The sequence below is a fragment of the Aquimarina sp. AU58 genome, from assembly GCF_900312745.1.
Classification (GTDB): Bacteria; Bacteroidota; Bacteroidia; order Flavobacteriales; family Flavobacteriaceae; genus Aquimarina; species Aquimarina spinulae.
Map to the genome: position 1 here is coordinate 1,619,121 of NZ_OMPD01000014.1, position 24,836 is coordinate 1,643,956.

Below are 24,836 nucleotides of genomic sequence, written 5' to 3' on the forward strand. Positions count from 1 at the left end.
GCTACACTTCCCTTACTGATTCGATTATTATTTAACTGAGTACTTAACAATCAAACTTTTCAAAAATATGAAAAAAATGGGTAACCGTGCGCTATTTTCACACCTAGCGTGCCAATCAATTGTATTAAAAATGAAACTTACACTAGTTCTGTTTAGTTTTTCCATCTTTCAGATGATGGCAACTTCTGGCTTTTCACAAGGCAAAATAGAACTTGATTTCGAGGAAACACCATTATTAGAGGTTCTCGAAGAAATTAAAAGTCAAACATCATATAAGTTTTTTTACATTAATGATGAGGTAAATTTAAATCAAAGGGCTACAATTCAGGTTAATAAAGAAACTCTGGATAAAGTTCTTGAACTTTTGTTTGACAATACAGATATCTCATATTCTATTATCGGAAAACAAGTAATACTGAAAAAAACTCATCTACTCAATGAGCAGATAAAGCTACAACGTGAAATTAAGGGAAATGTCAAAGATTCTAATGGCAATCCATTACCAGGAGCAAATGTATTGGTAAAAGGAACCACGATCGGGGCCCAAACAGATTTTGACGGTAATTTTGCAATTAATGTATCAGGAGAAAACAATACTTTGATTGTTTCTTATATTGGTTTTGAAACTACAGAAGTAGATGTAACAGCTAAAGATTTTATAGAGATCGTATTAAAAGATGCAGCGGCACAATTAGATGATGTAATTCTTGTAGGGTCTAGGAATCCTAGTCGTACCGCTACAGAGACTGCCGTGCCAATTGATGTTATTGATATCACTCAGATGGCTACTCAGGGACCACAAACAACGATCAATGAAATTTTAAATTATGCAGCCCCTTCGTTTACATCACAAACCCAAACCGTTTCTGATGGGACAGATCATATCGATCCGGCTTCTTTACGTGGTTTAGGACCTGATCAGGTTTTGGTATTAATTAACGGAAAAAGAAGACATAATACTTCATTGGTTAATGTAAATGGTACAGTAGGAGCAGGTAGTGTAGGTACAGATATGAACGCAATTCCTACTGCTGCTATTCAAAGAATTGAAGTCTTACGAGATGGGGCTGCAGCTCAATATGGTTCTGATGCGATTGCTGGCGTGATTAATATTGTACTGAAAAAAGCAACCGGAAAATTAGATGTAACCCTTACCACCGGAGCTAATTTTAGTGAAAACTCTAATCAGTTTGATGGAGGCAGTGATGGCGAGAAAGTAAAACTGGAAGCAAATTACGGATTGGCATTAGGAGAAAATGGAGGATTTATCAATTTTACAGGATCACTCTCTACCAGAGAACCGGCATTACGTAATCGTGACTATCAAGGAGATATTTTTAAAGGATTTCATGGCGCAGAACGTGTTTTTGCTGCAGGAGGAGGAAATGTAGCAGAAATGACACTGGCAGATTATCAAACTGCTGCTCAAGGAATCACATACCTGGATCAGAGTGTTAAGGATCAGATTGCTGCTTTAGATGTAAATAATCCTGCAGATGTAGATACCTTCAGAGGATTATTGGATATCGATGTTGATGAGGCAGAATTGACAGCTCGTGGATTAACACGTTCAGATTTTAGATTTAAAGTAGGTACAGCTAAATTAAGAGAAGGAAAATTCTTTGCCAATATGTCTATCCCTCTAAGTGATGATGCCGAAATTTATAGTTTTGGTGGGATTAGCTACCGACAAGGGTTGGCATCTGGATTTTACAGAAGACCAGCACAAGGAGATGGTAGAGCTAATACACCAGCATTTCCCAATGGATTCTTACCTAATATAGGAACAGATATTGTTGATAAATCTATCGCCTTGGGAATTAAAGGTAAAATTAAAGATTGGAGTGTAGATTTCTCGAATACATATGGGATCAATACTTTTGACATCACTGTTGGTAATTCTAGTAATGGAACTTTGGGCGTTGCAACACCCAGAACCTTTGATGCAGGAGCATTAAGTTTTATGCAGAATACGACTAATCTGGATATTAGTAAGTTTCATGAAGATGTTTTTGAAGGATTTAATGTGGCAATGGGAGCAGAGTACAAAGTAGAAAACTACTCGATTACAGCAGGAGAAGAAGCTTCATATACCAGCTATGATATTAACGGAAACCCCGTAACCAGTACTACTCCCGATAATCAATTAGTTCGAAATAATTTTACGGGAGCTGTACTTGGTGGAGGTTCACAAGTATTTAGAGGATATGACCCGAATAACGAAACCGATAAATATAGAAATAGTATTGCCGGTTATATTGATCTCGAAGTTGATTTTACAAAGCAATGGTTAGTTAGTTTAGCAGGAAGATATGAGAATTACTCTGATTTTGGAGATACGTTTAACTATAAGCTAGCCACCCGATACAAGATATCGAATAATTTTTCGGTTCGAGGAGCCAATAGTACAGGATTTAGAGCACCATCATTACATCAGCAATTTTTTAGTAGAACCAGTACAGTATTTGTAGATAATCAACCTTTCGAACAAGGTACGTTTACCAATGATAGTAGAGCAGCAACTTTAATTGGGATTGCAAAATTAAAAGAAGAAACCTCTGATAGCTATAGTATTGGACTTACGGCAAAAATCCAGAATTTTACCATTACTGCAGATGCCTATCTAATTAATATAGACGATAGGATTGTATATAGCGGTAGTTTCGGGAATGGAGGAGATGCAGAGCTTACCCAGATATTTGAAGATGCAGGAGCTACCAGCGCACGTTTTTTTGTGAATGCAATTGATACCAAATCTCAAGGTATAGATGTTGTGGTTTCTCACAAAGCTAATTTTGGCGAAAATGCAACGCTAAAAAATGATTTGTCAGCAACCTTTGCCGAAACCGAAGTAGAGGAGATTAGAGTCCCTGCTAGAATCGCTAATGCGGGTCAGGGAGGAAACTTCTTTGATGCACAGGAAGAAGCTTTTTTAACGTTGGCGCAACCCAGAGCAAAGGTAAGTCTTACCAATGCATTATCTATCGGAAGATATAATGTGTTATTAAGGAACGTATTCTTTGGAGAAGTAACCGACCCAGATGATTTTAACGGAGACCCAAGAGTTGAAGGAACTGTGGTTAGTGATGATGCTGTTTATGGAGGAAAAATCGTAACCGATCTTTCCGTTTCTGCAAAGATTTTTGAAAATCTTAATGTCACCATAGGAGCCAATAATTTATTAGATATATATCCAGATGAAAATAGAGCAGGAGGAACTGCAGGGGATCAGTTTGTGTATTCCCGAAGAACATCACAATTTGGATATTCAGGAAGATTCTTATTTGCAAGAATTAATTTTAGCCTATAGTTGAGTTTGTATTATTAGTTTAATACAATAATAGACAGGGATACATGTATCCCTGTCTATCTTTTAAACAATCTAGTATAGTAGTATCTTATTTTTTAAAGTAATCCATAGGGTTTACTCTTTCTTTGTTTAATCGTACTTCGTAATGAAGATGAAATCCTGTTGATTTACCGGTACTTCCTACATACCCAATAACCTGACCTTTTTTAACTCTTTCACCATTTTTAATGTTGAAACCTTGTAAGTGCGCATACCAGGTTTCGTAACCATTTGCATGAGATATTACTATTAAATTGCCCCAGTCATCTTCTGAAGAAGTATTTGCAATCATACCGTCTGCTGTTGCTAAAACATGAACACCTTCTTTTGCTCTAATGTCAATACCTCCGTGAACTATTTTTTTCTTCTCAATAGGATGTGGAAAACTTTTGCCAAAAGATGCTGTGATATCATTAGTAGAACCATTTTTTACAGGAAAAATGGAAGGAGGATCTTTTTTGTGTATTTCAGTATTTATAGACGGTATACTAGTATAATCAAATTTAGCTTCTGGTTCATGTGCAGGTTTTGTAAAAGCCATTAGAAGAAAAAGAAGAACAGGAATTAGTACTGCATATCGTATAATGTTTGTTTTGGTAGAATGGTTTTTTGTGATCATGTCTATTCGTTTTTTGATAATTGATTGATTGAAATAACTATATAATTTGATAGATTGCTTTGCTGTTATGTTTTTAAATAAGAGTTCTAGATAATATGATTTTTTAATTTGTGTATTGATTACAGCCTGATCTGCCTGAAATTCGTGGACAGCTATAATTGATTTTTTGAAAAAATATACAAAAGGATTAAACCAGTGTAAAGCGATATAAATTTCAGTGAGAATTAAATCTATAGTATGTAGAGATTTACTATGAACTTTTTCATGATCAATGATGGGTTGTTCGTAATCATTTATTTTACTCTCCGGAATAAAAATCCAATTAAAAAAAGAAAATATTGCGGGTACATCTGCAATGATAAAATGGTAACCTTCTTTGATATAGGTTCTAGACTTTCTCTTTATAGCATATAATTGTATTATAGGTACCAACAATCGAATTATATATATTACAAAACCAATACAGTAAAATATCGATATATAATCAATGATATTCATGTTGCTCCCGGGAGCTATGATTTTGTCTTTATGATTCGTTGCCGTAAGATGATCAATTGATATGAATTCATCAAATCCAGAAATATTAATAGGATCTTTTTTAAACGGTAGCTCTACTTCACTCAAAACTGGAAGAATTAATGAAAGAGGTATTAAAATTAATAGTATAACCCTATTAACTTTATGAAAAGTTAGTTTTCGTAAAAACAAATAAAATACAATGTATAAAACCGAAAAACAGAAGCTTACTTCTAGTAAGTGTATTAAGTAATTATTCATTTTCTTTTTTTAGTTTGTCTATTTTTTCTTCAATTAATGACTTCATTTTTTCTAGTTCAGATAAGTTTAAATCTTCATCATTAGCAAAATGAAGTGCAAATTTGCTTATAGAGCCACTAAAAAAGTTACCAACTACGTGCTTAAAATGATTCTTAAAATATACCTCTTTCGACACCAAAGGGAAATATTCACGAACTCTGCCATATGAATTAAAGTTTATAAATTTTTTTGTGACCAAAGTTCTTATAACAGTTGATATCGTTGTATAGGCTGGTTTAGGTTCAGGAAACTCCTCAACTATATCTTTTAGGAATGCTTTTTCCAGTTTCCAGAGGTATTGCATTATTTGCTCTTCTGCTTTTGTTAAATCTCTCATATAGCAAATGTAACTATAATTTTAGTAATATTACTAAAATTATAGTTTTATTACTATTTTTATAGTAATAAAGTCCTGAAAACTACATGTAACAAGGGAAAAACTAGGAGTTATAAGATGTTTAGAATACTTATTACACTAATATTAAGATAGAAATTCGTAATTACCAGAAATTAATTGGCGTGTTTCAGAAGAACATCACAATTTGAATGTACCATAAGATTCTTACTTTACAAGGATCGATTTTAGCGTATAGTTGAGTTTGTATTATGATCTAATTTAAAATTGATAAAAATCTATTTATCCTTGCCTGTTTTTTTTAAATCATCATTATAACTGCAATAAGTGAGGCTGCACTAAATAATAAACAGAGTTTTGCGAAAAAATAATCATTGATCTTTATATTAGTTCTCATGGTTGGTCGGTTTTAAGGGTTGTACAAATGAAATGTGGAAAAACTATTTTTTTATAAGTGTAGCACATCTTTATCTATGAATGGCGTGACTACAGGCTCCGGGAAGACTTGATAAAAAATTAAGAACTACTCTAATGTTAAATCTGATTTTGGTTTTAAAAGGATTCATAATATATTTTTTTAGTGTTGAATATTTAATTGGTTATTGTTATGAGTTTAAATCATAACTTTATGATTCAAAGGTAATTAGAGTTATTATCTTTCCAAATACGTGGAAATACGTAATTTTTTATTGAAGTGTGTAAACTAAAAAGAAAGATTTTCTTGGGATTGGATATTTTGATCAGTTGAAAAAAAGAGTATGGGTAATTTTGAAGAATGTGATTTTCTAAGAAAGGAAGAATATCGTGTGTGTGCCATCTTTACAGACACACGTTATACAATTAATTGTGCCCAGAGCGGGAGTCGAACCCGCACGCCCTAATGGACACATGGCCCTCAACCATGCCTGTCTACCAGTTCCAGCACCTGGGCAGTATGAATACTACAATATAACATAAAACTAAAAAAGTATCGTAAAAATTACGATACTTTTTAGTGACCGGGCTGGGGCTCGAACCCAGGACCCTCTCCTTAAAAGGGAGATGCTCTACCAACTGAGCTACCAGGTCATTGATAATTTTATTATCAAATATTTTTAAGAACTGAATAAATAATAATTTACTATTTATTTACTGTGACCGGGCTGGGGCTTCCTTCGACTAGGCTCAGGATATACTTCTCGCCAACATCACTTCTAATTTTTTAAATAAACAATAGCTATTCTATAATTACTATTTATTTATTGTGACCGGGCTGGGGCTCGAACCCAGGACCCTCTCCTTAAAAGGGAGATGCTCTACCAACTGAGCTACCAGGTCATACATTCTTTTTTCCTTGAATGCGGGTGCAAATATACTATCATTAATTTATTTTTCAAGAAGAAATTCATATAAATTTGCGTTTTATTTAAAATGATGTTTTTTTTGAGCAATATCTATTTAATTTTTACGGTATGAATATAGTTTTAATAGGATATATGGGAAGCGGAAAATCCCTGGTAGGCAGAGATTTGGCGGCTAAAATGAAATTGAATTATCTGGATTTGGATGACTTTATAGAAAATCAAGAAAAAAAATCAATTAGAAAGATTTTTGACGATCAGGGGGAAATATATTTTAGAAAAAAAGAATCTTTATACCTTAAAGAGGTGTTAGAGACTTATAAAAACACCATTATTTCTCTTGGAGGAGGTACGCCTTGTTTTGCAGGTAATCTGGAAACTATAGCAAATAATGAAAATACAAAAAGTATATATCTACAAACTTCATTAGATGAATTAACAAAAAGGTTATTTGCAGAACGAGACAAACGACCATTGATTTCTCATATTACTTCATCAAACGAACTTAAAGATTTTGTTCGTAAACATTTGTTTGAGCGATCGTTTTACTATAATCAAGCTGATTACAAAGTAATCACTGATCAAAAAAGTGAGAATCAAATAAGTAAAGAAATTAAAACTTTTTTATTTTAGAATAGCGAGATCCTCATCCCCAAATTTAACAATGATATGCTCATGTAAAGAGGTAGATAAAGAGATTCCTTTAAAATCAGCCTTAATTGGGTATTTCTTATGATTTCGATTAACCAAAACTGCAGTCTTAAATCTGGTAAGAGGAACATCAAGAAAATGTTTTACACCATAAATAAGAGCAGTACCCGAATTAAGTACATCATCTGCAAGAATTATAGGCTTGTTTTGATACTCAGTCGCTTCTATCGAAGTTTTAACGGTATTGTGAGGGGATTTTTTATTCATGGTAACCTCACATAACGTCACTTTTAGGTTAGAGATGCTTTCTAATATAACTTTTAACCGTTGGGCAAATATATATCCGTTTTCTGCTATTCCTGCAATTACAATCTCTTTTTCATCAACATTAGATTCATAAATCTGATAAGCAATACGTTTTATTTTGTGTTGTATTTGTTCGTGAGTAAGAATTATATTGTTGTCGGTTTGCATACTTCAGAATTGTTGATTGCTATTTATAATGGTATAAATAAACTATTACTAATGATTTTCTTAATTATAAATAGAGTTTTATAAAAATTTATAATGGGTTTTCAAATATAAAAAAGAGTTCGTTACCCATACGTGGTTCTATAGAATTATAACAGTTTTCTAATGTTTTTATAGTAAAAGATTGAGAAAATAAGAGTTCATACTCTTTTTTATTCCCTCCGAAGGGAGGTCCATCATGTTCAAATTCTTTATCAAATAGGAGTCCTACAAGTTTTCCTTTTTTAGAAAGAAGGCTTGAGACCTTATTAATATAGTCCTGGCGTCGTTTAGGTGGTAATGCGCAAAAAAAAGTTTGTTCTATAATCAAATCAAATTTGTCCTGATAACTGAAAAAATCGCCACATATTAATTTTTCTGAAGGAAACTTGGGTAGTCGTCGTTTAAAACTTTGTAGTACATCTTCAACAAGATCTAATATATAAATATTCTTAAACCCTTGATTAAATAAGTATTCTGCTTCGTAGGCATTGCCACAACCTGGAATAAGTATTTTAAGATCACGATCGGTTAACTGATCAAAATAATTGATGATAGGAGGAGATGCAAAACCAATATCCCATCCTGTTTGTTTATTTTGATAGCGATATTTCCAATATTCTTTATCCGAGATCATTCTTCACTATCATTTACTTCACCATCAGAATACCAATTATCGATATCTCTTCGATCTTTTTTGGTAGGTCTTCCGGCACCTTTTTTTCGGTAATAATCTTTAGAATATTTTAAAAGATCTAATTTTTGCAACGATTCCTTTGGAGTGGTGTCTTTACGATAGATATCGACGAGTTTGGCTCCAATTCGATTATCTGGTGTATCGAGTACCACAAGTTCATAATTAATTTGATTTTTACGAACAGTTATTTTATCCATAGGATAGACATCTCTAGAAGGTTTGATGATATCTCCGTTAACACGAATTTTACCATCTTTGCACGCTTTTGTAGCAATACTTCGAGTTTTAAAGTATCGAATACACCATAAATATTTGTCAACTCGCATAAAAAATAATTAAAATGCGTTTTTATATTAAATAATTGTGAAACAAAAGTACAAGAAAATCGTATCTTGCGCCTTCAAAAAAGTAAATACATGAATGTAATAAAATATAGTTGTGCCATTGTGCTGGCTTTGGTGGTTTTATATGCTTGTAAAAAAGACGATGATGATAATGGTGGCACTGTCACTCCTCCTAAGGATAGAGGGGAGCAACAAATAATAGATGATGCTGCGCTTCAGGATTATTTAAGAACACATTTTTATACTATGGAGGATGTGCTTATAAATGATGATACTACTGTCGAGTATCAAGTAGTAAACTTTGATACCATAGCTACACCTAATGAGAATGAACAATCAATTTTGGATTCTCCTCTTTTAGCAACTAAAAAAATTACGAGAAACGATGTTGAATATACATTGTATATTTTAAACTTTAACAAAGGAGAGGGTACACATCAGCCAACTTTTGCAGATTCTACTCTGGTAACCTATAGAGTGAAATTATTAGATACCGATGATAAAGTATTTGATAGTGCACTAAATCCTGTATGGTTTGATTTAGTGTCTGTTGTAGAGGGTTTTAGAGAATCATTGGTGGATTATAAAGGAGCCTCGAGTTTTGTTGAGAATAGTGATGGTACAGTTACGTATACAGGTTATGGAGACCTGGTTGTGTTCATGCCCTCTGGTTTAGCTTATTTTAATGAAAAAAGGGGTGATATTCCTGCATATTCTCCATTAATTTTTAATATTCAATTGTATAAGGTAAATCAAGCTGATCATGATAGAGATGGTTTGCCATCTTATTTAGAAGATATAGATGGTGATCGCTTGGTATTAGATGCAGATGATAATACAGATGGAAATAATGCACCAAATTATGTAGATAATGATGATGATGGAGACGGTACATTAACTAAAGATGAGATAACTGTTAATGATAGTAATAATGATGGGTTTATTACCTTGGATGAAATTACATTTTATGATGATGATGGTGATGGCATAAAAAATCATTTGGATGCCGATGATAGGGATTTAAAAAACGAATAAAAAAAACTCCGATTTTTCAATCGGAGTTTTTTTATAACAAAGTTCTACCGCATATCTGGGTTTAAATCTATAAGTCCAGAGAAAGACCTATAATGAGCTGATTCGGTCTAGAATCTACTCGTATACTCTTATCTATAGATTCTGCAGTGTTTTTACTAAGCCCACGTTCATAGCGTATATCTGCTGTAAGTCTGCCAAATTGTATGCCTGCTCCAAATTGTATCCCAACAGTAAACTCATTTTTAACATCACCAAGTCGTACATCCTCTAGGTCTGTTTCTACAATGTACTGCAATGCCGGGCCTCCAAAAACATGTATTGGTCCCAAAACAGAAATCCCCAAAAGAATAGGTAAATCTAATTTTTTTATCGTGTAATCAAGCTCTGTATTTGTAAGCTTGTAGGAACTGTTGTTCACGGTGTATTGTAATTCTGGTTTGAGATAAATATTATCAGTTAGTTTTCCTCTTAAAAACACCCCTAGATGATACCCAACCCGATCATCTGCTGTTGTTCTTGTAACATCGGTAATTTCAATTTTGCCATTATCTCCATAATTAAGCCCTCCTTTTACTCCAAAAGTTACTCTTTTTTCCTGGGCAAGTATGGCACAAGAAGTAAATAGCATAAAAAAAATAAACACATTTTTCATTATAAAATAATTTTTGCTTCAATCAGGATATTTAATAGAGTTTCATTACCAAGGTTCAAAATGCAATACAACCTGATGTTTTTATAGTTTTTGCAAGGTACTCACTACGTTTACACTAAAAAACATAGCATAATGTCATCAGGATTTAAAGCTACTTCAAACTGTAATAGATGATCTATTATATAATCCAGATTTAAAGATTAATAAATAATTTGAGTGATTTTGGTATAAAGGCTAGTCTATAAAGAACGAATGTCTTTATGTTTTATTTTTTGTAGAAACAAAAAACCTTCTGAAATAAATCAGAAGGTTTTCTTAATATTTAAAAAATACTATTATTTTCTTTTTATGACTTTTAACACGGCTTTGTTTATAGCTTCTGCATTTAAGCCATATTTTTCCATTAACTGATCTGGTGTTCCACTTTCTCCAAAAGTATCATTTGTTGCAATAAATTCTTGAGGAACAGGATTGTGTTGTGTTAAAACTCTTGAAACGCTTTCTCCTAAACCACCTAAAAAATTATGTTCTTCAGCAGTAACAAGACACCCTGTTTTCTTTACCGAATTTAGGATTGCTTCGTCATCAAGAGGTTTTATCGTATGTATATTAATGACTTCTGCGCTGATTCCTTGTTGGTGTAGTGATTCTGCTGCTTGTAAAGCTTCCCATACCAAATGGCCGGTAGCAACTATGGTAACATCAGTTCCTTCTTGTAGTAACACTGCTTTTCCGATTTCGAAGTTTTGATCTTCTGGGGTGAAATTGGCAACTTTTGGTCTTCCAAATCTTAAATAAACAGGGCCTTGGTAATCTGCAATTGCTATGGTAGCAGCTTTAGTTTGATTGTAATCACATGTATTGATTACTGTCATTCCTGGTAGCATTTTCATAAGACCAATATCTTCCAGAATTTGGTGTGTTGCTCCATCTTCTCCTAGTGTTAAACCAGCATGTGAAGCACAAATTTTCACATTTTTATCACTATACGCTATAGATTGACGAATTTGATCATAAACACGTCCTGTAGAGAAATTCGCAAACGTTCCTGTAAAAGGGATTTTACCGCCGATAGTTAATCCTGCAGCGATTCCCATCATATTTGCTTCAGCAATACCAATCTGGAAAAAACGCTCTGGATGATTCGCAATAAAAGCATCCATTTTTAAAGAACCGATCAAATCAGCACATAATGCCACTACATTTTCATTAGTCTTACCTAATTCTTCTAAACCGGCTCCAAAACCAGAACGAGTATCTTTTTTTCCTGTGTCTATATATTTTTTCATTCTGTTATTTTATAACTAAAGTTAATATCTAAAGTTTTGGGATTATTATCTGTTTTTACTGCCTTAATCAAAGTTTTATTTTTATTGGCAAGATATAATATAACCCCATTTATTTTTGGTGTTTTAATATCTTCTGATATGTTAGAACCCGACATCATTTTGTAAATTGAATTCAAAAGTATAGAATTGTTAAATTTCATATCTTTTGAACAGACAATTTTAATTTTTTCCTCTGGTTCATTATCAGGATACAATTGGTGAATATTGTAATCTTTATTTTCAATTTGAATGTAATCTTCTGTTTTTTCAAAAATAAATTGTGTTGTACCATCAAATGGAGATTTATCTTTTACAGAAGGGATAAAATCATTAACATTCATTTTCATAAAGAATTCATTTTTATCAAAAGTCATTAGAAAATAGACAAACTGTTTTTGGGTATCAAAAACAATATGCATTTCAGAATTTTTAATATCGGTATTTCGATTTCTAAATACTGACCTTTGAAAACTTTCTACCAGAGCATCAGAGTCGGTGTACAAATAATCACCATTTTTACTAAATCCTATAGTAATAGTATCTTTCTTATTTTTAGTTTCAATTTCATAATCAACAAAATAATCGATTACTATTTTTTGGCTAAAAGAAGAAACAGATGTTGATACAAAGAATACAAAGAATGCTAGTTTAACTATTTTCATTTTATGATCTTTAATAATCTCCCAGAGTCTCAGGATTTTGTGCTAATCCAATTTCTAGTTGTTCATCGTTAGGAGCTTTACCGTGCCATGCATGTGTATGCATCATAAAATCGACTCCATTACCCATTACAGTATGCATTAGTATACATACGGGTTTTCCTTTACCTGTTCTGCTTTTTGCTTCTTTTAAGCCTTCAATAACTGCAGAAATATTGTTGCCGTCCTTAATTTCCATAACATCCCAGCCAAAAGCTTCAAATTTTGCTTTTAGGTCTCCTAGTGGAAGAACATCATCTGTAGCACCATCTATTTGTTTACCATTATAATCGATGGTAGCAATAAGATTATCTACTTTTTTTCCGGAAGCATACATAGCTGCTTCCCAAATTTGTCCTTCCTGAAGCTCTCCATCACCATGAAGACTGTATACCAGGTGAGAATCATTATTTAACTTTTTTGCTTGTGCAGCACCCAAGGCTACAGACATCCCTTGTCCCAATGATCCAGAAGCAATACGAATACCAGGAAGCCCTTCATGAGTTGTTGGGTGTCCTTGCAATCTACTGTTAATTAGCCTAAAGGTGTTTAGCTCTTCTACAGGGAAATACCCACTTCGCGCTAATACACTATAATAGACTGGCGAAATATGACCATTAGATAAGAAGAAGATATCTTCATCGATACCATCCATATCAAAATCATCTTTTCGATCTAAAACTTCTTGAAACAGGGCAACAAAAAATTCTGTACAGCCCAAAGATCCTCCTGGATGACCAGAATTTACTTTGTGTACTTGTCGTAAAATATCTCTACGTACTTGTGTTGCAAAATCCTCTAATTGTTTTGTTTTTGGCATTATATTGCTGATTTCTTGATAATAAAGCTTCAAAAGTACTGGTTTTGTATGCGGTGACAAAATGTATAGACTGCTTTTAATTAAGAAACTAATGTTAATAACAAAAAGTTTTAGAAAACCTAAATTGATCAATGTGATTTTAGTTAGCTATCTTTGCGCTCCACCAAACAGGAATTATGCAATTTGACCTTTTGTCCAAAGACTCTCTAAGTAAAGCGAGAGCAGGTAAAATAAGTACAGATCACGGTGTTATAAAAACTCCGATTTTTATGCCGGTAGGAACAGTTGCTACCGTAAAAGGAGTACACCAAAGAGAATTAAAAAATGATATTAATCCCGATATTATTTTAGGAAATACATACCATTTATATCTAAGGCCTCAGACTCCTATTTTAGAAAAAGCAGGAGGGTTACATAAATTTATGAACTGGGACCGAAATATCCTTACCGATAGTGGAGGTTACCAGGTGTATTCTTTATCTGCTAATCGTAAAATAAAAGAAGAAGGCGTAAAGTTTAAATCTCATATCGATGGATCATATCATGTGTTTACCCCAGAGAATGTGATGGAGATCCAACGAACCATTGGAGCCGATATCATAATGGCATTTGATGAGTGTACACCTTATCCTTGTGATTATCGATATGCAAAAAGAAGTATGCATATGACTCACAGATGGTTAGATCGTTGTATGCAACATTTAGAAAAAATTCCGGTTAAATATGGATATGATCAGGCTTTTTTTCCAATAGTACAAGGAAGTACCTATAAGGATCTTAGAAAACAATCGGCAGAATATATTGCGAATGCTGGAGCTGTTGGTAATGCAATTGGAGGATTGTCTGTAGGAGAACCGGCAGAAGAAATGTATGCGATGACAGAAGTAGTAACAGATATTTTGCCAGAAGATAAACCAAGATATTTAATGGGAGTAGGAACACCTATTAATATTTTAGAAAATATTGCCCTTGGTGTAGATATGTTTGATTGTGTAATGCCTACACGTAATGCACGTAATGGGATGTTGTTTACAGCACATGGAACTATTAATATAAAAAATAAGAAATGGGAAGATGATTTTTCACCAATAGATGAAATGGCTATCACTTTTGTAGATACCGAGTATTCTAAGGCGTATTTAAGACATCTTTTTTCGGTAAATGAATTATTAGGAAAACAAATAGCAACAATACATAATTTAGGTTTTTATTTGTGGTTGGTTCGCGAAGCTAGAAAACATATCTTAGCCGGTGATTTTAATTCCTGGAAAAATATAATGGTTAAACAAATGGATAAAAGATTATAGATTGAAAATACTAGACTGGTACATACTTAAAAGATATCTGGGGACATTTTTTACAATGATTCTGCTTTTTATCCCTATAGGAATAATAGTAGATCTTTCAGAAAAAATTGATAATATGCTAGAACATCAGGTTCCTCTTGATGCTGTTGTTGGATATTACCTCGACTTTACTGTTTATTTTGCCAATTTACTATTTCCTCTTTTTGTATTCTTATCTGTGATTTGGTTTACCTCTAAGCTTGCTAATAAAACAGAAATTATAGCTTTTTTAAGCTCTGGGGTTTCATTCTGGAGATTTCTTAGACCCTATATGATAGGTGCGGTTATCATTTGTTTCGGTGCATTAGCTATGGGATTGTTTTTGGCTCCAAAAGCTAGTCAAGGATTTAATGAATTTAAATACTCTTACCTTAAAAAAGGTAAAAAAGTACAAGAAACTAAAAACGTATACCGACAACTTAATGATAGTATGTTTTTGTACGCAAATAACTTTAAACCTTTAGAGAAATCTGCTACTAATTTTACAATAGAATATTTTGACGGTAATAGATTAAAGATAAAAATATCTGCAAGAAGAATTGTATTTAAAGATAGTATTTATGAATTGAGAGATTATGTAAAACGAACTGTATTAGAAAATAAAGATATCATTGAAAAAGCTACAACTAAGGATACTGTCTTGCCTTTTAATATAGATGAATTTACCCCGGTTACGTATGTGGCAGAAACTCTTAACTATACAGAGTTAAGTAAGTTTATCAAAAAAGAAAGTAAAAGAGGGTCATCTGATATCAATAGATATAAAGTTGTAGCGTATAAAAGGTGGAGTATACCAGTATCTGCATTTATTCTTACCATTATTGGCGTAGCCGTTTCTTCTATGAAAAGAAGAGGAGGGATGGGGGTTAATCTGGCTGTTGGTATTTCATTAGCATTTGTTTTTATCTTTTTTGATAAAGTATTAGGTACATTGGCCAATCAATCTGATTTTCCACCAATTGTTGCTGTATGGTTTCCTAATATATCTTTTGGAATCTTAGCCATTTATCTTTTATATAATGCCAAACGCTAAACTTTTTAATTACCTTCATTTACATTTTATAGTATTTATATGGGGGTTTACAGCTATTCTTGGAGAATTGATATCTATCGAAGCACTACCACTGGTTTGGTATAGGATGCTTCTGGCTTCGGTGTTTATTTATGTTTACATTTATTTCAAAAAATTACCATTAACGGTTTCCAGAAAATTATTTTTTACACTTTTTTTAGCGGGAATTGTCATAGCATTACACTGGATTACTTTTTTTGCAGCAATCAAAGTTTCTAACGTATCTATAACACTATCCATGATGTCTACAGGAGCTTTTTTTACTTCAATTTTAGAGCCTATTTTTTATAAAAGAAAGGTAATATGGTATGAAATTCTTTTCGGACTTTTAGTCATTACAGGATTGTATATTATTTTTAAAGTTGAAGGAGATTACTTTATAGGTATTGTTTATGCATTGTGTTCTGCTTTTTTATCTTCGGTTTTTTCTCTAATAAATGGAAAAGTAGCACAGCAATACAACCCATCGGTAATTTCTTTTTATGAACTATTAAGTGGTGTGGGGGTTGTAACTGTATATTTATTAGGAATAACAATATTTGGTGCAACAACCGAAGGATTTACAGTTTCGTTTTTTCAATTATCAACCTCGGATTGGATGTTTATGTTGTTATTAGCGTCGGTGTGTACAGCTTATGCTTTTATAGGCTCTGTACAGGTAATGAAATATTTAACTCCGTATACAGTAATGTTAACAACAAACTTAGAACCTGTATATGGGATACTATTAGCGTTCTTAATTTTTGGAGAAGCAGAAAAGATGAATCCCCAATTCTACTACGGTGCGGCGATTATTCTGGGTACAGTTGTTTTAAATGGAATATTTAAAAATGCTAAAAAAAGAAAAAGAGAGGGAACTTTGCATAACATTACGAAGTAAAGTTTTTATATTTGTCGGCTAACCCTAGTTAATATAAAATATATTCTTGATATGGAATATTTAGAATTTGAACTCCCCATTAAGGAACTCGAAGAACAATTTGAGAAGGCTTGCGCCATCGGTGAAGAGAGCGAAGTTGATGTTACTGATACGTGTAAGCAAATTGAAAAAAAACTAAAAGAAACTAAAAAAGAAATATATAAAAACCTTACGCCGTGGCAACGAGTTCAGCTGTCAAGGCACCCTTCTAGGCCATATACATTAGATTATATAGATGCCATCTGTGGTGAATCCTTTTTAGAACTACATGGTGATCGAAATGTAAAGGATGATAAAGCCATGATTGGTGGTTTAGGAAAAATTGGAGACCAGAGTTTTATGTTTGTTGGTCAACAAAAAGGATACAATACCAAGACCCGACAATACCGTAATTTTGGAATGGCAAATCCAGAAGGGTATCGTAAAGCACTACGTTTAATGAAAAGTGCAGAAAAATTTAATATTCCGGTGGTTACTTTTATTGATACTCCTGGTGCTTATCCTGGATTAGAAGCAGAAGAACGTGGCCAAGGAGAGGCAATTGCTCGTAATATACTAGAAATGACTCGTCTTAAAGTACCAGTTATTGTAGTGATTATAGGAGAAGGAGCCAGTGGAGGAGCATTAGGAATAGGAGTAGGAAATAAAGTGTTGATGCTCGAAAACGCATGGTATTCTGTAATTTCTCCAGAAAATTGCTCTTCTATTTTATGGAGAAGCTGGGATCAGAAAGAACAAGCTGCAGAAGCTTTAAAGCTTACAGCCAAAGATAGTGTTAAACTTAAGGTGGTTGATGAAATCATTAAAGAACCACTTGGTGGTGCACATAGTGATCGAGAAACAACCTTTAAAACAGTACGGGATAAAATATTAGCATCTTTTGAAGAATTAAAAAACTTATCACCAGAAGAATTGGTTGAAAAGCGAATGGAAAAATATGCAAATATGGGAGTCTTCAAAGACTAATCCCTAAAGGAATCACTTACTACCTGAATCTGAAGTTGTAAGCTTCAGATTTTTTTATGCTTATTAACAATAAATTTAAGTTATTAACAGTTCATTTGTTGAAGACTAGTGGACATTCGTATCTTTGTATTTAGGTACATCTTTTTACAATTTTTTTACATTCGTAGTCATGGAAAAAGTACAGCAAGCTAAGCAAATAAATTACGATCGGGGGAACGTAATTTCGCTTGAAAAAGGAAAAATACCTCCTCAAGCACTTGATTTAGAGGAAGTTGTTCTTGGGGCAATGATGATTGATAAGAAAGGGGTCGACGAAATTATAGATATACTAAATCCCGATGTTTTTTATAAAGAAGCACATCAATACATCTTTGAAGCAATATACAAGCTATTCGAAAACTCTGAGCCAATAGACTTATTAACGGTTTCTAGCCAATTAAAGAAGGATTCGAAATTAGAATTAGCCGGAGGGGATTATTATTTGGTACAATTAACCCAAAAAGTAGCCTCCTCTGCACATATTGAGTTTCACGCCAGAATAATTCTTCAGAAATATATACAGCGAAGTTTGATTAAAATTTCGAATGAAATTATTGAAGAATCTTACGATGAGACTACAGACGTTTTTGACCTTCTCGATATGGCAGAATCCAGATTGTATGAGGTAACACAAGGAAATATAAAACGTTCTACAGAGACCGCACAAAATCTGGTTATACAGGCAAAGAAAAAAATACAGGAAATTTCAAACAAAGAAGGATTAAGTGGAATCCCGTCTGGCTTTGATAAGCTAGATAAATTAACTTCGGGTTGGCAGCCAAGTGATTTAATCATTGTGGCTGCCCGTCCGGGTATGGGAAAAACAGCATTAACCCTTTCTATGGCCAGAAATATGGCTGTAGGACAGAATATTCCCGTAGCATTCTTCTCATTAGAGATGTCTTCGGTACAGCTCATTACACGTTTAATATCTTCTGAAACTGGTCTCTCTTCAGAAAAATTACGTACCGGTAAGTTAGAAAAACACGAATGGGAACAGCTTAATGTAAAAGTAAAAGATCTTGAAAAAGCACCATTGTTTATCGATGATACTCCATCTCTTTCAATTTTTGACCTTAGGGCAAAAGCACGTCGTCTTTCATCTCAGCATGGTATAAAAATGATCGTTATTGATTATTTGCAGCTAATGACCGCAGGAGGTACCGGGAAAAACGGAAATAGGGAACAAGAAATTTCTACAATTTCTCGTAACCTGAAAGCTCTGGCAAAAGAATTAAGTGTACCAGTAATTGCATTATCGCAGTTATCAAGGGCGGTAGAAACTCGTGGAGGAAGTAAAAGACCACTGCTTAGTGACCTTCGTGAATCTGGAGCAATAGAGCAGGATGCAGATATTGTATCTTTTATCTACAGACCAGAATATTATAAGATTGATGAGTGGGATGATGAAGAAAGATCACCTACTCAAGGACAAGGAGAATTCATAGTTGCAAAGCACCGTAATGGTGGTTTAGAAAATATTAGGTTAAAATTTATTGGTCACTTAGGTAAATTTGATAACTTAGATGATTTTAGCACTCCTTTTGAATTTCATTCTAAAATGAATGATGGTAGTGAAGATGAACCGCTTAGTACAAGTCATCTTCCTAGTGCAGATGAAGCCTTTGGGAGTAGCATAAATGACTCTAGCGATGATGATGAAGTACCTTTCTAAAATAATACAGATATTGAAATCTTTCTTACTACATCAAAGATGGTTTCGATCTGGTATAGTTATGTTGGTTTTTTTATTTGCATTTCAATCTTATGCATCTTATGTGTTAATTCCGATGGATGCAGATGGCCAGCAAAATCACCTGAAAGCCTATGGGATTACATACTGGACATTAAGTAAAGATCTAAAAGTAAAATGGCTGTTAAACTACAGAGGAGGATCTTTTTTATTACCAGATACAGAATATATTAGAAAAGAATGCACCATTAGAGGGGTTTCGTACGAGGTACTTAGCGATGCAGAAACTAATGAGATTTTAGAAGAAATTAGTAGTCCTTCACAGAATATGGAAGCCGTAGTGTTAGAAAAAGCACCAAAAATAGCAGTATATTCTCCTAAAGGGAATCAACCTTGGGATGATGCGGTTACAATGGTATTAACATTTGCAGAAATTCCTTATAAAACCATTTATGATAAAGAAGTTCTTGAAGATAACCTGATCTTATATGATTGGCTGCATTTGCATCACGAAGATTTTACAGGACAATATGGTAAATTTTATGCTTCGTATAGAGCTGCTCCATGGTATATTAGAGAAAAAGCCGCTGCAGAAAAACTAGCTAATGAACTTGGGTACTCAAAAGTTTCACAAGAGAAACTGGCGGTGGCCTTAAAAATTAGAGACTATGTTGTTGGTGGAGGATTTATGTTTGCTATGTGCAGTGCTACTGATAGTTTTGAGATTGCCATAGCAGCAGAAGGAGTTGATATTTGCGAACCTATGTTTGATGGAGACCCTAGTGAACCAGGATACCAGTCCAAAATAGACTATAATAAAACTTTTGCGTTTAAAAACTTTACATTAGAACGTAGCCCAAATGTATATGAGTTTTCTTCAATCGATATGACCAGAAAGCGTCGTATCCCTAAAACAACAGATTATTTTACCCTGATGGATTTCTCTGCAAAATGGGATCCTATCCCAACTATGCTTTGTCAAAATCATACAGCTTTGGTTAAAGGATTTATGGGACAAACTACAGCATATAATCCTAATGAAATTAAGTCTAATGTATTAGTGTTGGGTGAAAATAAAACCAATTCAGAAGCTCGTTATATACATGGGATTAAAGGAAAAGGATTCTTTACATTTTACGGAGGGCACGATCCCGAAGATTATACACATAGGGTGGGTGACCCAAAGACAGAGCTAGAACTACATCCTAACTCACCAGGATATCGACTAATTCTAAACAACGTACTCTTTCCGGCTGCAAAAAAGAAAAAGCAGAAAACTTAATAGCAATATTGTACTCCTAATCACGGTTTACAGGGATAAATTTACATATTACTTTTTATAATTTTGTTTTTGATTCATGATAAGATGAAGCAGACATAAATAAAATGATAAAAAAAGTATTAATGATATTAGCCGCGATTATTCTATTACTAATTACACTGGGTATTTATGGAGTGTATCGTTTTTTAAATCCATTTGGGGAATTAGTAAATAAAGAGAAATCAGAATCTTACTTTTATACACGAGATGGTGATAAAATTATACACAGTCCCATGGGAAATTGGTTTTCATTAGGTAAGACCGAAATGAATGTCGATTTTGATACTTTTCAAGTTTTAGGAAGAGCATATGCAAAAGATCAAAACTATGCATATTATGAAGCAAAACCCCTTGATTTTGATATCGATATTCCTTCTTTTACTGTTAAGTTTGATTACAATATTCCAATGGATAAAAACCATGTATACATTTTGTATGATCGATATGATTTAGAAGATGGAGGAGGTTTTAAAATTTTAGAAGATGCAGACCCGGCTACGTATGTACAGTTAAATTTTAGTTTTGCAAAAGACAAGAATTACATATTTAGGGATAATGAAAAGCTAACAGAAGTAGACTATTCATCTTTTGAAATACTTAATGAAGAGTTTTGTAAGGATAACAAAGGGGTGTACTATTACTTATATCATGAACCCTTGCGCAAAATTGAAACGAATCTATCAGAAGTAACTGTATTAAATCAATATTGTATTCGTGATGATAAATATGTATACCTTCATACCAGTAGAAGAAATGGAGAAAGCGTTGATGAGGTAGTTAGTATTCCTTTTGAGAATGCTGAAAGAATAACGTTTTTCAACAATAATAAAATAATCAAAATAGATAATACGATCTATTATGAAACAACACCCTTAAAAGAAGCAGATGCCGATACTTTTGAAGAAGTCGAATATGGATACACAAAAGATATCAATCATGTTTTTTTTCTTGGAGAAATTGTTAAAGGTGCAGATCCTAAAACTTTTAGATATAATAGTAGAAACTATACTTTTTCAGACAAAAATCATATTTATGAATCGGGAGAAATTTTAAAAAAATCAAAAAGCTGGTGATACAGTAGTGTAAGGTAATTTAAGTACAACGACTACATTGTCTAGAATTAACTTATTTAACAAATTGAACTCATGAAAAATCTTATCCTAGTATCACTTTTGATTACAACTATTATTTCCTGTAAACAAGAAGTAAAACCAGAAAAAGAAATCAAGGTTCGCGAAGAACAAAAAGAAGAGATTATACCAGATAGATCAGGAGATTTCCCCGAAGATATTACTACTGTTTTTAAAGCTCATGGAGGTATTAACACGTTTGATCAAATGAATAGTATGACTTTTGAGATAGCTAAACCTGAAGGAAATGAGAAACATACTATAGATCTAAAAACTCGACATGCACGAGTAGAAACAGACAAATTTGTTTTGGGGTTTGATGGTAAAGAAGCCTGGTTAGAACAAGATTCTACTTATTTTAAAGGAAATCCTCGTTTCTACCATAATTTGATGTTCTATTTTTATGCAATGCCTTTTGTTTTGGGTGATGACGGAATTTCATATCAAAAGGTAGATGATCTTAACGTAGATGACGTTTCGTACGCTGGTTATAAAATATCTTACGGAGATGGTGTAGGAGATTCACCTAAAGACAATTATTTCCTTTATTATGATAAAGTATCTGGAAAGATGAAATTCCTGGGGTATACGGTTACATTTTTTAGTAAAGAATCCAGCGAAAAAATAAGTCTGATAGAATATACTACCTGGAATGATGTAAATGGAATATTACTTCCTGCAACTCTTAAATGGAGAGCGTATAAAGATGGTGTAGTAGGAGAGGTTAAAAGCGAAATAAATTTTGTAAATGCTAAAATAAATAAGAAAAAAGTTTCTGGTTCATTATTCAAAAAAACTGTTATTGAAGAAAGTAAGACTTTGTAGATAATGTATGTTGTAATGCCAGAAAACTTAATTGAAAATAAGTTTTAAAAATCAAATAAGATTAAGAGAATATGACATTACATTTCAGGTTCATTACTATAATTTTAGTTTTAACTTTTGGTACAAATAATTTTGTTCAGGCACAGGAAATACCAAATACGGCCAAATTACCTGATACTTCATCTTGGGAATCTGTGAGGAGGCAAATTAAAATGGAGACCCGTTTTATCAAGAGATGGCCTGATGCCGAGCATTATTATAAAAGAGGTAAATATAAAGCAGTAATGCATGAGTGGAAATCAGCATTATCAGATTTGGATAAATCAATTGAGTTTAACCCTAATGTAATGATTTCATATTATATTAGAGGGGGTGTGAAAGAAAGATTAGATGATTTAGAAGGATCGAGAGATGATTTTTCAAAAGTTATCGAACTAAGACCAGATTTTAAAATGGCTTGGTTAGATAGAGCCCAGATTTATACAAAACTTAAAAATTTTGATGCTGCAAAAGAAGATTTGGATATGGCTCTAAAATTGTACCCAAATTGGAGTCTCGCTTTCTTTCGATTTGGTAATTTATATAGTGATAAAAAAGACTACGATAAGGCAATAATATATTACGAAAAATGTATAGAAATTAACAAAGGTTCATATATGGCATATAATAATTTGGGAGATATATATTATAAGAAAAGGAACTATGACAAAGCAATTTTTTATACTTCTGAAGCAATAATGCTTTTTCCTGACTATGTAAAAGCTTTAAAAACAAGAGTAGGAGCAAAAATGGCTAAAGGAGATACAGATTTCTGTGAAGACATTAAAAAGTTGGTAAAATTAGGGGATATAGAATCGATAGCAATTATTGATAAATATTGCCCAAATTGATTTATAAAGTAATATTACCTTAATGACAATTGTATTTTTAGCCTATATAGGGTGCAGGTTTTTTTAAAGAAGTAACGCCTTTTTAACTAAAAAGGCGTTACTTCTTTAAAAGGATTATTTAAAACTATTATTTAGTGTATTTTTCACTATACCGTTTCCATAACTTAGTCTGATGGCTTTCTAAGCTAATATCGCGCCCTTGGATAAAAGCTTTCTCTAATTGATTTGTGCGCATATCCAGGGCATCGCCTATACTTATAAATAAAGTAGCATCTTTACCAACTTCAAGAGTTCCGGTGTTATTATCTATACCTAAAATTTTAGCACTATTACCAGTAATGAGCTGTAAAGCCTTTTCTTTATCTAACCCATGTGCAGCAACAGTCCCTGCCTGAAATGGTAAATTACGGGCATTAGCGCGCTCCATTTGCCCGCTATTCTGTAATGCAACCAGCACTCCAGCATCCATCAATAATTTTGCATTTTTATAGGGTAAATCATAATCTTCATCTTCTTGTCTGGGAGTAGAGTGTGTTCTTGTAGTTAATACAGGGATATTGTTTTGTTTTAGCTGTGCTGCAACTTTATAAGCTTCATAGGCACCTACTAAAACTATTTTCTTGATATTATTTTCTTTAGAAAAATTAAGTACATCCAAAATTTCTTTTTCGGTATTTACATGTATAAACAAAGTCTTTGATCCGTCAAAAATGCCTTTCATTGCAAGATGAGGAAGGTTTCCTGTTGTTGTATTTGATTTAATAGAAGCTTTGGATTGATGAATAAAATCTACCAATTCTGTTATTTGTTCTACATATTTTTTATTGGGTTTATACCCTGGTTCTTCACCAAGCCACCAACGACCTCTTGTAAAGGAACTTGGCCAATTAATATGGATGCCATCATCTACTTTTATAGTTGCATCTTCCCAGTTCCAGGCATCTAATTGTACAATTGATGATGTTCCCGAAATTCTACCACCACGAGGGGTGATCTGGGCTATTAAAACACCATTAGGGCGCATGCTTTCAACAATTTTACTTTCTGCGTTGTAGGCAATAATACTCCGAATATGTGGGTTGTAATTTCCAATTTCACTATCGTCATCTGTAGCACGAACAGCACCTATTTCTACTAATCCTAATGTAGAATTTGGAGCTATAAAACCAGGATAGATATGTTTACCAGAAGCATCGATTACGGTTCCTTTCGCAGAAGCACTTTCATTAGTACCTATTGCTGTTATCTTTCCTTTTTCAAAAATGATAATGCTGTTTTCAATAACTTCTCCATTACCAATATGTGCCGTAGCACCTGTAATCGTTATTGCTTTGCTTTGAGCTTTTGCTGGGGTTTGCTGCGCTGTTACTTTTCCAAAGGAAATAATACACAGTGCTATTATGAATACTATTTTTTTCATA

At 33.2% G+C, this 24,836-nt stretch carries 22 protein-coding genes and 3 tRNA genes; 12 read left to right on the forward strand and 13 right to left on the reverse strand.

What is annotated here, in order from left to right; genetic code table 11:
* Positions 1 to 130: 130 nt before the first annotated feature.
* Positions 131 to 3,310 (forward strand): TonB-dependent receptor, encoded by a 3,180-nt coding sequence (locus tag DK441_RS18400; protein WP_160112169.1) that lies wholly within the window; start codon positions 131 to 133, stop codon positions 3,308 to 3,310.
* Between the two features lie 88 nt (positions 3,311 to 3,398).
* Here DK441_RS18400 and DK441_RS27210 read toward each other — a convergent pair whose 3' ends face one another.
* The 5 genes from DK441_RS27210 to DK441_RS18425 form a co-directional block, all read right to left on the reverse strand.
* On the reverse strand, positions 3,399 to 4,592 hold the full coding sequence (locus DK441_RS27210; protein ID WP_370444329.1) for a M23/M56 family metallopeptidase: 1,194 nt from the start codon (positions 4,590 to 4,592) through the stop codon (positions 3,399 to 3,401).
* A 145-nt stretch (positions 4,593 to 4,737) separates the two neighbouring features.
* Positions 4,738 to 5,121, reverse strand: coding sequence for a BlaI/MecI/CopY family transcriptional regulator (locus DK441_RS18410; protein WP_074408070.1), 384 nt, complete (start codon positions 5,119 to 5,121; stop codon positions 4,738 to 4,740).
* Between the two features lie 865 nt (positions 5,122 to 5,986).
* Positions 5,987 to 6,070: transfer RNA gene (locus DK441_RS18415), tRNA-Leu, on the reverse strand.
* A gap of 64 nt (positions 6,071 to 6,134) precedes the next feature.
* Positions 6,135 to 6,207 (reverse strand) — tRNA-Lys (locus tag DK441_RS18420).
* Positions 6,208 to 6,383: 176 nt separating this feature from the next.
* Positions 6,384 to 6,456: transfer RNA gene (locus tag DK441_RS18425), tRNA-Lys, on the reverse strand.
* Between the two features lie 134 nt (positions 6,457 to 6,590).
* Here DK441_RS18425 and DK441_RS18430 point away from each other — a divergent pair.
* On the forward strand, positions 6,591 to 7,112 hold the full coding sequence (locus DK441_RS18430; RefSeq protein ID WP_109851984.1) for a shikimate kinase: 522 nt from the start codon (positions 6,591 to 6,593) through the stop codon (positions 7,110 to 7,112).
* Here the strand turns inward: DK441_RS18430 and DK441_RS18435 are convergent.
* From DK441_RS18435 to DK441_RS18445, 3 genes are all read right to left on the reverse strand, one after another.
* Positions 7,104 to 7,604 (reverse strand): phosphoribosyltransferase family protein, encoded by a 501-nt coding sequence (locus tag DK441_RS18435; RefSeq protein ID WP_109851985.1) that lies wholly within the window; start codon positions 7,602 to 7,604, stop codon positions 7,104 to 7,106. The genes DK441_RS18430 and DK441_RS18435 overlap by 9 nt on opposite strands.
* 88 nt (positions 7,605 to 7,692) lie before the next feature.
* The gene (locus tag DK441_RS18440; protein ID WP_109851986.1) at positions 7,693 to 8,277 is read right to left on the reverse strand and encodes a methyltransferase domain-containing protein; all 585 of its coding nucleotides are present in this window, start codon (positions 8,275 to 8,277) and stop codon (positions 7,693 to 7,695) included.
* Complete coding sequence (locus tag DK441_RS18445; protein WP_109851987.1) at positions 8,274 to 8,663, reverse strand: RNA-binding S4 domain-containing protein; 390 nt, start codon at positions 8,661 to 8,663, stop codon at positions 8,274 to 8,276. The genes DK441_RS18440 and DK441_RS18445 overlap by 4 nt, the downstream gene beginning before the upstream one ends.
* 90 nt (positions 8,664 to 8,753) lie before the next feature.
* On the opposite strand from DK441_RS18445, the gene DK441_RS18450 reads away from it, so the two are divergent.
* Positions 8,754 to 9,716 (forward strand): FKBP-type peptidyl-prolyl cis-trans isomerase, encoded by a 963-nt coding sequence (locus DK441_RS18450; RefSeq protein ID WP_109851988.1) that lies wholly within the window; start codon positions 8,754 to 8,756, stop codon positions 9,714 to 9,716.
* A 67-nt stretch (positions 9,717 to 9,783) separates the two neighbouring features.
* Here DK441_RS18450 and DK441_RS18455 read toward each other — a convergent pair whose 3' ends face one another.
* From DK441_RS18455 to DK441_RS18470, 4 genes are all read right to left on the reverse strand, one after another.
* Positions 9,784 to 10,368 (reverse strand): porin family protein, encoded by a 585-nt coding sequence (locus tag DK441_RS18455; RefSeq protein ID WP_109851989.1) that lies wholly within the window; start codon positions 10,366 to 10,368, stop codon positions 9,784 to 9,786.
* A 335-nt stretch (positions 10,369 to 10,703) separates the two neighbouring features.
* The gene (locus tag DK441_RS18460; protein ID WP_109851990.1) at positions 10,704 to 11,657 is read right to left on the reverse strand and encodes a transketolase family protein; all 954 of its coding nucleotides are present in this window, start codon (positions 11,655 to 11,657) and stop codon (positions 10,704 to 10,706) included.
* On the reverse strand, positions 11,654 to 12,358 hold the full coding sequence (locus DK441_RS18465; protein ID WP_109851991.1) for a hypothetical protein: 705 nt from the start codon (positions 12,356 to 12,358) through the stop codon (positions 11,654 to 11,656). Before DK441_RS18465 ends, DK441_RS18460 begins: the two co-directional genes overlap by 4 nt.
* A gap of 10 nt (positions 12,359 to 12,368) precedes the next feature.
* A complete protein-coding gene (locus DK441_RS18470) occupies positions 12,369 to 13,214 on the reverse strand; it encodes a transketolase (RefSeq protein WP_109851992.1) in 846 nt (281 codons plus the stop codon).
* A gap of 176 nt (positions 13,215 to 13,390) precedes the next feature.
* Between DK441_RS18470 and tgt the strand changes: the two genes are divergently transcribed.
* The 9 genes from tgt (at position 13,391) to DK441_RS18515 (ending at position 23,415) form a co-directional block, all read left to right on the forward strand.
* Positions 13,391 to 14,521, forward strand: coding sequence for a tRNA guanosine(34) transglycosylase Tgt (gene tgt, locus DK441_RS18475; protein ID WP_109851993.1), 1,131 nt, complete (start codon positions 13,391 to 13,393; stop codon positions 14,519 to 14,521).
* Between the two features lies 1 nt (position 14,522).
* Complete coding sequence (locus tag DK441_RS18480; RefSeq protein WP_074408059.1) at positions 14,523 to 15,593, forward strand: LptF/LptG family permease; 1,071 nt, start codon at positions 14,523 to 14,525, stop codon at positions 15,591 to 15,593.
* Positions 15,580 to 16,512, forward strand: coding sequence for a DMT family transporter (locus DK441_RS18485; RefSeq protein ID WP_109851994.1), 933 nt, complete (start codon positions 15,580 to 15,582; stop codon positions 16,510 to 16,512). The genes DK441_RS18480 and DK441_RS18485 overlap by 14 nt, the downstream gene beginning before the upstream one ends.
* A gap of 51 nt (positions 16,513 to 16,563) precedes the next feature.
* A complete protein-coding gene (locus tag DK441_RS18490) occupies positions 16,564 to 17,517 on the forward strand; it encodes an acetyl-CoA carboxylase carboxyltransferase subunit alpha (protein ID WP_074408057.1) in 954 nt (317 codons plus the stop codon).
* A 169-nt stretch (positions 17,518 to 17,686) separates the two neighbouring features.
* Positions 17,687 to 19,231, forward strand: a complete 1,545-nt coding sequence (gene dnaB / locus DK441_RS18495; RefSeq protein WP_109851995.1) for a replicative DNA helicase — start codon at positions 17,687 to 17,689, stop codon at positions 19,229 to 19,231.
* Between the two features lie 115 nt (positions 19,232 to 19,346).
* Complete coding sequence (locus DK441_RS18500; RefSeq protein WP_109853565.1) at positions 19,347 to 20,531, forward strand: asparagine synthetase B; 1,185 nt, start codon at positions 19,347 to 19,349, stop codon at positions 20,529 to 20,531.
* Positions 20,532 to 20,635: 104 nt separating this feature from the next.
* Positions 20,636 to 21,643: a DKNYY domain-containing protein gene (locus tag DK441_RS18505; RefSeq protein ID WP_109851996.1), complete on the forward strand. Its 1,008-nt coding sequence runs from the start codon at positions 20,636 to 20,638 to the stop codon at positions 21,641 to 21,643.
* A gap of 72 nt (positions 21,644 to 21,715) precedes the next feature.
* The gene (locus DK441_RS18510; protein ID WP_109851997.1) at positions 21,716 to 22,525 is read left to right on the forward strand and encodes a DUF6503 family protein; all 810 of its coding nucleotides are present in this window, start codon (positions 21,716 to 21,718) and stop codon (positions 22,523 to 22,525) included.
* 71 nt (positions 22,526 to 22,596) lie between these two features.
* Positions 22,597 to 23,415, forward strand: a complete 819-nt coding sequence (locus DK441_RS18515; protein ID WP_109851998.1) for a tetratricopeptide repeat protein — start codon at positions 22,597 to 22,599, stop codon at positions 23,413 to 23,415.
* 127 nt (positions 23,416 to 23,542) lie between these two features.
* Here the strand turns inward: DK441_RS18515 and DK441_RS18520 are convergent, their stop codons facing one another.
* Positions 23,543 to 24,835: an amidohydrolase family protein gene (locus tag DK441_RS18520; RefSeq protein WP_109851999.1), complete on the reverse strand. Its 1,293-nt coding sequence runs from the start codon at positions 24,833 to 24,835 to the stop codon at positions 23,543 to 23,545.
* Position 24,836: the final 1 nt, after the last annotated feature.

What these genes read in the sequence shown, in the direction of transcription:
- DK441_RS18400 (WP_160112169.1), top strand. Translation starts at nt 131, where the DNA reads ATGAAACTTACACTAGTTCTGTTTAGTTTTTCCATCTTTCAGATGATG.
- DK441_RS18410 (WP_074408070.1), bottom strand. Translation starts at nt 5,121, where the DNA reads ATGAGAGATTTAACAAAAGCAGAAGAGCAAATAATGCAATACCTCTGG.
- DK441_RS18430 (WP_109851984.1), top strand. Translation starts at nt 6,591, where the DNA reads ATGAATATAGTTTTAATAGGATATATGGGAAGCGGAAAATCCCTGGTA.
- DK441_RS18435 (WP_109851985.1), bottom strand. Translation starts at nt 7,604, where the DNA reads ATGCAAACCGACAACAATATAATTCTTACTCACGAACAAATACAACAC.
- DK441_RS18440 (WP_109851986.1), bottom strand. Translation starts at nt 8,277, where the DNA reads ATGATCTCGGATAAAGAATATTGGAAATATCGCTATCAAAATAAACAA.
- DK441_RS18445 (WP_109851987.1), bottom strand. Translation starts at nt 8,663, where the DNA reads ATGCGAGTTGACAAATATTTATGGTGTATTCGATACTTTAAAACTCGA.
- DK441_RS18450 (WP_109851988.1), top strand. Translation starts at nt 8,754, where the DNA reads ATGAATGTAATAAAATATAGTTGTGCCATTGTGCTGGCTTTGGTGGTT.
- DK441_RS18455 (WP_109851989.1), bottom strand. Translation starts at nt 10,368, where the DNA reads ATGAAAAATGTGTTTATTTTTTTTATGCTATTTACTTCTTGTGCCATA.
- DK441_RS18460 (WP_109851990.1), bottom strand. Translation starts at nt 11,657, where the DNA reads ATGAAAAAATATATAGACACAGGAAAAAAAGATACTCGTTCTGGTTTT.
- DK441_RS18465 (WP_109851991.1), bottom strand. Translation starts at nt 12,358, where the DNA reads ATGAAAATAGTTAAACTAGCATTCTTTGTATTCTTTGTATCAACATCT.
- DK441_RS18470 (WP_109851992.1), bottom strand. Translation starts at nt 13,214, where the DNA reads ATGCCAAAAACAAAACAATTAGAGGATTTTGCAACACAAGTACGTAGA.
- tgt (WP_109851993.1), top strand. Translation starts at nt 13,391, where the DNA reads ATGCAATTTGACCTTTTGTCCAAAGACTCTCTAAGTAAAGCGAGAGCA.
- DK441_RS18485 (WP_109851994.1), top strand. Translation starts at nt 15,580, where the DNA reads ATGCCAAACGCTAAACTTTTTAATTACCTTCATTTACATTTTATAGTA.
- DK441_RS18490 (WP_074408057.1), top strand. Translation starts at nt 16,564, where the DNA reads ATGGAATATTTAGAATTTGAACTCCCCATTAAGGAACTCGAAGAACAA.
- dnaB (WP_109851995.1), top strand. Translation starts at nt 17,687, where the DNA reads ATGGAAAAAGTACAGCAAGCTAAGCAAATAAATTACGATCGGGGGAAC.
- DK441_RS18500 (WP_109853565.1), top strand. Translation starts at nt 19,347, where the DNA reads ATGGATGCAGATGGCCAGCAAAATCACCTGAAAGCCTATGGGATTACA.
- DK441_RS18505 (WP_109851996.1), top strand. Translation starts at nt 20,636, where the DNA reads ATGATAAAAAAAGTATTAATGATATTAGCCGCGATTATTCTATTACTA.
- DK441_RS18510 (WP_109851997.1), top strand. Translation starts at nt 21,716, where the DNA reads ATGAAAAATCTTATCCTAGTATCACTTTTGATTACAACTATTATTTCC.
- DK441_RS18515 (WP_109851998.1), top strand. Translation starts at nt 22,597, where the DNA reads ATGACATTACATTTCAGGTTCATTACTATAATTTTAGTTTTAACTTTT.
- DK441_RS18520 (WP_109851999.1), bottom strand. Translation starts at nt 24,835, where the DNA reads ATGAAAAAAATAGTATTCATAATAGCACTGTGTATTATTTCCTTTGGA.